8 protein-coding genes and 1 pseudogene are annotated in these 9,938 nt (G+C 32.0%); 7 read left to right on the top strand and 2 right to left on the bottom strand.

What is annotated here, in order from left to right; genetic code table 11:
* Positions 1–509 precede the first annotated feature (509 nt).
* Both DW196_RS10735 and DW196_RS10730 read right to left on the bottom strand, forming a co-directional pair.
* On the bottom strand, positions 510–884 hold the full coding sequence (locus DW196_RS10735; protein WP_071456616.1) for a VOC family protein: 375 nt from the start codon (positions 882–884) through the stop codon (positions 510–512).
* A 77-nt stretch (positions 885–961) separates the two neighbouring features.
* Positions 962–1,843, bottom strand: coding sequence for a hypothetical protein (locus tag DW196_RS10730; RefSeq protein WP_071456617.1), 882 nt, complete (start codon positions 1,841–1,843; stop codon positions 962–964).
* A gap of 201 nt (positions 1,844–2,044) precedes the next feature.
* On the opposite strand from DW196_RS10730, the pseudogene DW196_RS10725 reads away from it, so the two are divergent.
* The 7 genes and pseudogenes from DW196_RS10725 to DW196_RS10690 form a co-directional block, all read left to right on the top strand.
* Positions 2,045–2,825 (top strand): annotated as a pseudogene (locus DW196_RS10725) (transposase).
* Between the two features lie 171 nt (positions 2,826–2,996).
* Positions 2,997–5,690, top strand: a complete 2,694-nt coding sequence (locus DW196_RS10720; protein ID WP_118251252.1) for a helicase C-terminal domain-containing protein — start codon at positions 2,997–2,999, stop codon at positions 5,688–5,690.
* Positions 5,691–5,718: 28 nt separating this feature from the next.
* Positions 5,719–6,198: a DUF5590 domain-containing protein gene (locus tag DW196_RS10715; protein WP_158563574.1), complete on the top strand. Its 480-nt coding sequence runs from the start codon at positions 5,719–5,721 to the stop codon at positions 6,196–6,198.
* Positions 6,199–6,210: 12 nt separating this feature from the next.
* Positions 6,211–7,398: a pyridoxal phosphate-dependent aminotransferase gene (locus DW196_RS10710; protein ID WP_118251250.1), complete on the top strand. Its 1,188-nt coding sequence runs from the start codon at positions 6,211–6,213 to the stop codon at positions 7,396–7,398.
* A gap of 24 nt (positions 7,399–7,422) precedes the next feature.
* Positions 7,423–8,721 carry an asparagine--tRNA ligase gene (gene asnS / locus DW196_RS10705; RefSeq protein ID WP_071456621.1) on the top strand — a complete coding sequence of 433 codons (1,299 nt, stop codon included), beginning with the start codon at positions 7,423–7,425 and terminating at the stop codon, positions 8,719–8,721.
* Between the two features lie 95 nt (positions 8,722–8,816).
* Complete coding sequence (locus tag DW196_RS10700; RefSeq protein WP_118251249.1) at positions 8,817–9,023, top strand: heavy-metal-associated domain-containing protein; 207 nt, start codon at positions 8,817–8,819, stop codon at positions 9,021–9,023.
* Between the two features lie 409 nt (positions 9,024–9,432).
* Positions 9,433–9,938 (top strand): transposase (locus DW196_RS10690; RefSeq protein ID WP_147408689.1); only part of this gene is annotated, 506 nt, incomplete at its 3' end.

Genomic DNA, 9,938 nt, shown 5'->3' with positions numbered 1-9,938 from the left:
GTAGCGCATGACTGTTAATCATGATGTCGTAGGTTCGAGTCCTACTGCCGGAGCTGAAAATATCTAGTATTTTTATACTAGATATTTTTTTGATTGTACACTAAATCGTGTTGATAGTTTAAATTCTATCAATGTGATTTTTGTTTTAGTCATAAAAAGACTTTACGTCAAATGATGTGGATTAATAAAATTAAGTTTACTTAAGCAACGAAAGTCTATTGGCTTTTGTTGCTTATTTATTATATGTATTGAAAACCACCCGCATAGCGGGTGGTTTTCAATACATATAATAAAAAGATGATTGTGAGAGTCATCTCACAATCATCATCTTACCAATTTAATTCATCAGTCCTGGTAAATAGCCAATAAGTCTATGTCATTTTCGAGATTTTTTTATCAATAATATTATTCCTTGACACAATTTGATATAAAGTCAAAACAACTAAATGATTTCTAAATCTTCAATTCTAAGGTATTAACCATTACCCACAGTAGTTGACAAAGAGCTTTTATTTTTCGCGAATAACTTCTATTTTGTATCCATCTGGATCAATAATAAAGTAGTAAGAAGGTGGAACATTAGGTAAATGTTTTAATTCAGTAACATTAAATCCTTCAGATTTATGCTGAGCATGTAATCCTTCTAAGTCATCGGTTGAAATAGCAATATGTCCATAGCCATTTCCTAAATCATATGCTTCAGAGTCATAATTATAAGTTAATTCTAATTCATAACTATCTCCTGGCAATGTTAAGTAAACTAATGTAAATTTATTTTCTGGAAAGTCCCTTCTGCGAGATTCTTCAAAGTTAAATGCTTTTTTATAGAAATCCAAGGAAGCATCTAAATCTTTTACTCTTACACATGTATGAGCCATTTTCATAATATTCATCCATCCTTTTCTAATAGATTATCTTAATACTAACATGTAAGATAGGTCTTTTCTAGTTTTTTGAACCGTTAAATATTATAGAAAGCTAGTGATACGGTGAGTTCGTATGGTGTAAAGTCTGTTTTTACACGAATATTATTCTCATCATCTTTATATACTTCTTTGTAAGTTCCACCTAAAATAGTAGGAATAACTTGAATATTTGTGTATTTATTGATTAAAATATCTGATTTATAGCTGTCCTCAATTGAAATAAAACCTAAATTAAAATCAGAGTCTTGATTTGTTTTATTCGGGATAAATATGCTCAGTCTATTAGTATGTGATTTTGGATCATAGAGCATCTTGGCATAAGTATTAGGAATAATGTTATCGTAAAGCTCATAAATTTTACGATAACGGTACTCATTATAGTTATTGATTAAATCATCTTCTGTTAGTCCAGCATATAAGCTAGAGAAGAATCGATCTTCTTTTAATTTTAAAATTGTTTCAAATAGTATTTGTTGCTTTTCTGGCTTTATTATCTCTGGAATAGTTGTATGTAAATATTCTTTGTGTCTGATATTGGCAGAAGATGTATTAATAATCATAAAATCGGAATGCGTATCTTTTCTTTGCCTTAAAGAGGTAACATCATAATGTTTTTTCTTTTTACGTTTTTTTCTTTTTTTTCTTTTACTAGGAACAATGTAATAGTCATCTTCGTTATCATCATCATTGTCATTGATATAATCAGTAACTGATTGACGAAATATATTTGAAAAAAACTTTGTAATGTCATAATAAATATCTGGATTTAAGTAGATAATAAGAGTACACGCTAAGAGCATTGCTAGCGCTGAAATAAAAAGATAGGCAAACCAAAAGAAGCTAGGTGTATAGGTTATAAATAATGCAATAATCCAAATTACAATAATACTAAATCCAATTGTTTTCAAATGCTTCATATGCCTTAGATACCTTTCTATATACAAAGTGATAAACTAACATAATTATATTTAACCATAGTTTGATGTTTAAAACAAACCTATCTGATAATTTGATAGCATAAAATATTTTGTGTAAACAAAAATTTAAGGTAGAAAAAAAGAAAGTCCATTCTGTAAAATTAAGGTTACGACACAGAAATTTTATAGGAGGTTTTTCTCCTGAATAATTTTACTACAGAAATGATGGAAACACTAATCAATAAAGAGGATTTGGAGGATTTATTTCGTCGTGTAGAGCTGACTGCTTTTCTTGATTATGAAAAATATGATCGTGCTGGTTTTAATTCAGGTAATTCCCGTAATGGGAATTACTTATGCTCTTTTAAAACAGAGTATGGGGAATTAAATTTAATCATCCCTAGACATAGAAATGGTGAATTTTCTCAACAAACACTACCAGCCTATAAAAGAATGGATGATTCCTTGAAAATGACTATTATTCAACTGTATCAAAAAGGAATAACGATGTCTGAAATCTCTGATCTAATTGAAAAAATGTATGGTCATTATTACACATCACAAAACATTTACAACATTAATAAAATAAATGTTTTAGCCTTGGAATAAAGATCGTTAGAAGCTAAATATTCAGTCATCTTTATGGACGATACTCATCTTCCTTTGAAGAGATAAACTGTATCAAAAGAAAAAGAAATTAAACAAGTAACTTTTATAACAGATAAATGGAAAAAAACAGTATACACGAGTCATTACATTATTCATTACCCCTACTATATTAATTTTTTATAACTTTCCTTCTTCAATAAGAAAAACTATCTACTCAACTAAGTTAATTGAGATATTTAATAAGAAATTAAAAAAATATAAAAAGAGAAAAGAACAAGTCCCTAATGAGGAATCTCTGAAAAGATTCCTAGTTTATCAGTCCAATGAATATAACCAAAAATTTATAGGTAGATTTCATAAAGGATTTAAGTAAATTCAATATACGTTAGAATCAATGCTTTAACTTAAAATGATAGAATAGATTTTCCATTTATAAAAAATTATTGACGAAACCGATAATTTTTTATAGTGTTTTTATCTGATGACTTATTAATAGAATATAGTATAATACATAGGTAAGTAAAAAAGGAAAGGAATTGGGGTAATGGAATCAACCAATTTATTTGCCATTGTTGATATTGAAACAACTGGCACGAATCAACAAACAGATAAAATTATTCAATTTGCCTGTGTAATTATCGAGAATCAGCAAATTGTAAATCAACTGTCGATTGATATTAATCCACTACGCTCAATACCTAAGCATATAACGGAATTAACAGGTATTTCAAATAAAGATGTGGCAAATTCACCATACTTTGAAGATGTTGCCTTTACGATTAAACAATTACTTGATGGCTGTGTATTTGTGGCACACAATGTCTTTTTCGATTTTAATTTTTTGAATAGTGAGCTAGTTCGTGCTGGAGTCTCACCACTTACTAGTCCCTGTATTGATACAGTGGAGTTGTTTCAAGTGTTATTTCCAACTTCTAATGGCTTTAGAGTGAGCGATATGGCGTCAGAAATGTCTATAGAACATACTAATCCTCATCAAGCATTAAGTGATGCTTATGTCACAGCACAAGGTTTTATTAAGATGCTTGATAAATTAAGAACGTTACCTTTAGTAACGAAGGAGACACTTCAATTGTTGTCAGTTAGTTTAGGGGTTAATAATCAAGCTATTTTTAGTATGGTCTTAAACGAAGCTTATGAGACTAAACAGAATGACTTAGAAGGAATCGTTGTTTTAGATGGCATTGCTATTAAGAAAAAAGATAGAGCATATCGCTATCAGGATAGAGAAGTAGCGCAATCATTTTCAAGTAAACTGAATATTTTAAGGAATACGCAAAGAGAAATGGCTGAGGATATCCACCAGTTTTTGACTAAAGATAATAAAAGCAAAAACTTGTTTATAGAAGCTGAAACAGGCACTGGAAAAACAATGGGTTATTTATATCCTTTAACATTTGAGACGAAACCTGAACAAAAGCTTATCTCGACCTCCACGATTTTATTGCAAAATCAGATAGAATATCAGGATATTCCTTTATTAAATGATTTAGTTAAGACTTCAAAACAAGGTGTCGTGGTAAAAAGTACCTCTCATTATTTAAGTTTACATGCCTTTAGGCAAACATTGGATTTACCATTAGGACAAAAAAGTTATGCAATCTGTCAGATGGCTATATTAGTTTGGCTGTTAGAGACAAATACAGGAGATTTGGATGAAGTCAATGTCATTAAGAACAATGTGTTTTACCAACAAGTTCAACATACTGGGCAAAAAGAATTAGTTGAATCCTCTATCTTTTTTGAAGAAGACTTTTATCATTACTTAACAGATAGATGTCAATTTGCTGATTTTATTATCGTCAATCATTCGTTTTTATTTTCTGACAGTCAGAAGAAGAAACGTTTTTTACCAGATTTCGAGACGGTTGTCATAGATGAAGCACATCAACTCCCTAATTTAATTGAAACGATATCAACTAAACAACTGTCGTTATCTTCTTTTGAATTTGAATTGAATCACTTGATTGAAGTCTCAATGATGATTGGAGAGACACATGATAAACATCAAAAAAATACCTTGATGATGAGTGACATCTGCAAGGAGTTAAGGGAATCAATTGATTGGCTTGAAGAAAGCATGGTGACGTATTTTGATTTGTTTCATAAAAAAGAGGAGCAGCTGGTTGATGTACAGGCTTTTTTTAAGCAAGTTCCAGTTGTTAAACGATATATCCAACAGATTAATGTGATGTTACGAGAGCTTAGTGAGTTATCACAAAACTTGAAACTAGAGAAAAAGAAAGAGTTATCACTAAATGAAAAAGAATTCTTTCATACAGTGGAACATGTGATTGAGATGTATCAACTATTTAAATCATTCTTTTATGATTATGATGAAACATTAGTCAAATGGATTAGTGCGAAAAAAAAGCATGTGATATTATCTATGATTAATTTCTCGGATTTATCTATTAATCAATATAATTGGTACACCCAAGCTAAAAAAATCATTTACACAAGTGGTAGTCTTCAATTAGATAATGACTCGAACTTTTTAGAGCGTAAACTTGGCTTAGAAGATGTGCAGAAGAAAACATTGCCATCAGTATTTGACTATAAAAATCAAGCCTGTTTGTTTTTATTAAATGATGTAAACTATCATTCGATTAAATCGACAAATGATTTCTCAATACGAATTAGTCAGTCGGTTAAAAAATTATTTGAAACGCATGAACAAACGATGCTAGTTTTATTTACATCTCATCAATTACTTGAAGCAGTACATAAGCAGTTAACAGATTATTTTAATCAACGAGATGTGTTAGTATTAGCTCAAGGGATATCAGGAACAAAAGAAAAAATACTGAAAAAGATTAATCAAGGAAATAAGTGTATTATTTTAGGGGCAAATAGTTTTTGGGAAGGCATGGATTTTAGTCATCAGTCGATCGATATTGTTGTGATGACGAAGCTGCCATTTGATCCACCAAATCGTCCGATTGTTCAAGCAAGGTATCAATACATTGAACAACAAGGAGGAAATCCGTTTTATGAGGATGCATTGCCTCAAGCAGGGATTAAACTAAGACAAGGAATTGGAAGATTGTTGCGCAGTCCAGAAGATCGAGGGATTTTAGTTTTATTAGATGATCGTTTGGTCAATAGCCGTTACAGCGACATTCTCTGTTCTTATTTGCCGCAAGCATTATCAATTCAAACGGTAACATTGCCAGAGTTATTGAAAGAAAGTAAATTGTTTTTAGAAAAAAGAGTTTGACTTAAAACAACAAATGGGAGATAGAAGCATGCGTGAAAACAGAGTCATAAAATATTTGACGATAACGTTAATTGCGATTATTGTCATTATAAGTGTAATAATGTATCAGTCAACTGCAACATACCGTTCAACTAAGCGCCAAGCAGTAGAGATTGCCAAAAATTTAGGTCATATCAATAAAGTTGACGAGTTTTATTGGTTTACTAGACAGGAAAATACATATAGTGTAGTTGGTAAAGACGACAAGAACGAAGAAAAAATAGTCATGATTCCTGAAAATGGTAAGGAGGCTCTTGTTGTTTATGCTAATAAAGGGATTAACCAAGATGATGCTATCCAAGCGGTTCTTGATACTAAGGAGACAAAGAAAATAAAAAAAGTATCTTTAGGATTGTTTAAAGATGAACCTGTATGGGAAATTACAGCTGAAAGTAAAGATAACCATTTGGTTTATTACTTAGTTGATTTCTATTCTGGAAAGATTGAAGAAGGAGCATTAAAAATTTAAGGGGATGAAAAAATGGGGTTTTCAAAAAAAGTAAGTAGTCTAAAAGAATCAGCAACATTGCAAGCAGCAGCAAAGGCCAAAGCACTAAAAGACCAAGGTGTAAAAGTTCTTAATTTATCGATAGGGGAACCAGATTTTTCAACACCCAAATCAATACAAAACGCAGCGATAAAAGCAATTGATAATGGGGCATCAAGTTTTTATACGCCAGCAACAGGTTTACCTGAATTAAAACAAGCTATCATAGATAGAACACGTGAAGATTATGGTGTTACTTATCAGATGAATGAAGTATTTGTCGGATCCGGTGCAAAGTTTGTTCTTTATGCGTTATTTCAAACGTTATTAAATCCAGGGGATGAAGTGATTATTCCTACACCATATTGGGTGAGTTATAGTGCCCAAGTGGAATTAGCAGATGGAACACCAGTATTTGTCGAGACAACACAGGATAACCATTACCGTGTGACAGTAGAAGAATTAGAACAAGCTAGAACACTCAAAACACAAGCAATCATTCTTAATTCACCATCAAACCCGACTGGATCGATTTATACAGCAGAAGAGTTGAAAAAAATCGGGGAGTGGGCAGTTTCAAATAACATTTATATAATTGCCGATGATATTTATGCGAAACTAGTTTATAATGGTAATGTATTTACATCAATTGTGAGTTTGTCTGATGAAATTAAGCAGCAAACAATTGTGGTTAATGGGGTATCTAAAACCTATTCTATGACAGGTTGGCGTATTGGATACGCTCTATGTCAACCAGAGATTGTGTCTCAAGTGTCTAAAGTGATGTCACAATCAACAGGAAATCCTGCAGCTGTTAGTCAATATGCAGCAATTGAAGCATTAAGTGGAAGTCAAGCTATCGTGGAGGAAATGAGACAAACATTTGAAACACGATTAAATGACATTTTCCCAATAGTTCAAGAAATACCAGGGGTTCGTGTAGAAAAACCTCAAGGGGCTTTTTATCTATATTTAGATATCAAAGAAACACTTGATATGTGTGGGTATGATAATGTAACGAATTGGGTGAATGACTTACTTGAAGAAGCACATGTTGCAGTTGTCACTGGTGAAGCGTTTGGAACAAGTCATCATGTCAGAATGAGTTATGCAACAGATATGGATACATTAACTCAAGCCATTAGACAAATAAACGAATTCATTGATAGTAAACGAATTTAATATAAAAATTAGTGGGGTGCAAAAGTGGAGACAATAAACATTATTGATTCAAAAAAACATGTTGGGGAAGTTGTTAAAATTGGTGCATGGGTTGCCAATAAACGCTCAAGCGGAAAAATAGCTTTCTTACAATTAAGAGATGGTTCAGCATACTTCCAAGGTGTTGTGGTAAAAAATGAAGTAGGCGAAGAAGTCTTTGAATTAGCAAAAAGTTTAAACCAAGAAACATCAGTTATTGTAACGGGTGAAATTAGAGAAGATACACGTTCAAAATTTGGGTATGAAATTGGTATACAAGGTATTGAAGTAGTCGGAGAAAGTCATGATTACCCAATCACACCAAAAGAACATGGAACAGACTTTTTAATGGATCATCGTCATTTATGGTTACGTTCATCAAAACAACATGCCATTATGCAAGTAAGAAATGAATTAATTCGTGCAACATACGAATTCTTCAATGATCGTAACTTTATTAAAATTGACCCACCAATCTTAACAAGTAGCGCGCCAGAAGGAACAACTGAATTATTTGAAACAGACTATTTTGGTTCTCCAGCATACTTGTCACAAACAGGTCAATTATATCTTGAAGCAGCAGCAATGGCTTTTGGAAAAGTATTTTCTTTTGGACCAACATTCCGTGCTGAAAAATCAAAAACCCGTCGTCATTTAACTGAATTTTGGATGATGGAACCTGAAATGGCTTTTGTTGACCAAGAAGGAAGTTTAGAAATTCAAGAGCAATATGTGGCATTTATGATTGAAAAAGTATTAGAAAACTGTGACTATGCTTTAGACGTTTTAAAACGTGATAAAGACTTATTAAGAAAATACACAGAATTACCATTTCCACGTATTTCTTATGATGAAGCAGTGGAATTATTACAACAAAATGGATTTGAAGATATTACTTGGGGTGATGACTTTGGCTCACCACATGAAACATTTATCGCTAACCATTTTGAAAAACCAGTATTCATCTTGAACTATCCAAAATCAATGAGTCCATTCTACATGAAACCACATCCAACAAGAGATGACGTTGTGATTCGTGCCGACTTAATCGCTCCAGAAGGATATGGTGAAATTATTGGTGGTAGTGAACGTGCCATTGGTTATGAGTATTTATTATCTGAAATCGAAAAAGATGGTTTAGATCGTAAAGACTATGAATGGTATTTAGATTTACAAAAATATGGTGCTGTTCCTCATTCTGGCTTTGGTCTAGGATTAGAAAGAACTGTAACATGGGTATGTGGAATTGAACACGTTCGTGAAGCAAGTCCATTCCCACGTTTATTACACCGTATTTACCCATAAAATAAAACAAGCCTCCTTTTAAAGGGGCTTTTTTATTTGACAGCCGATAAAAAAAGCCATACTCTTACACTAACTAATTAGAAGAGGTGAGTAACATGAAACAAAAAATAGCAATTGAAGGCATGAACTGTGGTCATTGTTCTGCTCGTATTGAAAAAGGATTGTCAGAAATTGATGGCGTGAGTAATGTGGATGTGTCATTAGAAAACAAAGAAGCTAACGTTGCATTTGACGAATCTAAAGTAGCGATTAATGACTTAGTTAATAAAATTGAAGACTTAGGTTTTACGGCTACTATCTAAATAAAAAATTCGGCTGAAGTATCAGTCGAATTTTTTGGCTCTATAATTTCTACTGTTGGTAACGAAAGTTACCAGCAGTTTTTAGTACACAAAAACATGTGTTATCCGTTAGAATGAAATTGGGAAACAACAATCTAAGGAGGATACCACATGTCATACTCACAGACTATCAAAGATATCTTAAATATACTGGACCTACATATTATTTTTAATGAAAATTGTTTGTCTACTAGGAAAATAAAGGGAGTTTTCTCTAGAGTATTTGAAGGTTTTTTAGATGAAACATCAGAATGTTGTCCTCGTTGCGAAGAAAAGGATACACACAAAGTGAGGATATACTGCTAGTTTAATTAAAGTTCCTGCTATTTCTGAATATGCTACATATGTTCAATTAAAGAAACGTCGTTTCTTGTGCAAAGATTGTAAATCGACATTTGTTTTAGATACGCCTTTTGTTTCTAGAAACAATTCTATTTCTAACAATTTAAAACGTCTTGTTGCTAAAAAACTAACTTCTAAACAATCTATGAGTGACATTTCAAAACAAGCAAACGTTTCTACTTCAACTGTTTATCGGGTACTTAAAGAATGGTATCAACCCATTCAGAAATATAGTTATTCCTTACCAGCTGTCCTTTGTTTTGATGAGTTTAAATCTGTCAAAAAAGTAGCTGGATCTATGAGTTTTATTATGATAGATGGTGACACTAAGGAGTTAATTGATATTTTACCTGATCGAAGATTACCTAAGATCGAGAAATACTTTAACGGATTCTCTTTATCTAGCAGAGAACAAGTAAAGTATGTTGTTTCTGATATTTATCAACCCTATATCATCTTAACTAAGAGACTTTTTCCTAATGCTAAAGTCGTTTTAGATAAATTTCATCTAGTTCAACACATTGGTAGAGCTTT

Source organism: Vagococcus sp. AM17-17 (genome assembly GCF_003471765.1).
GTDB classification, from domain to species: domain Bacteria; phylum Bacillota; class Bacilli; order Lactobacillales; family Vagococcaceae; genus Vagococcus; species Vagococcus teuberi.
Note: the sequence above shows the minus strand (reverse complement) of the source record. Positions and strands in the feature narration are given on the sequence as shown.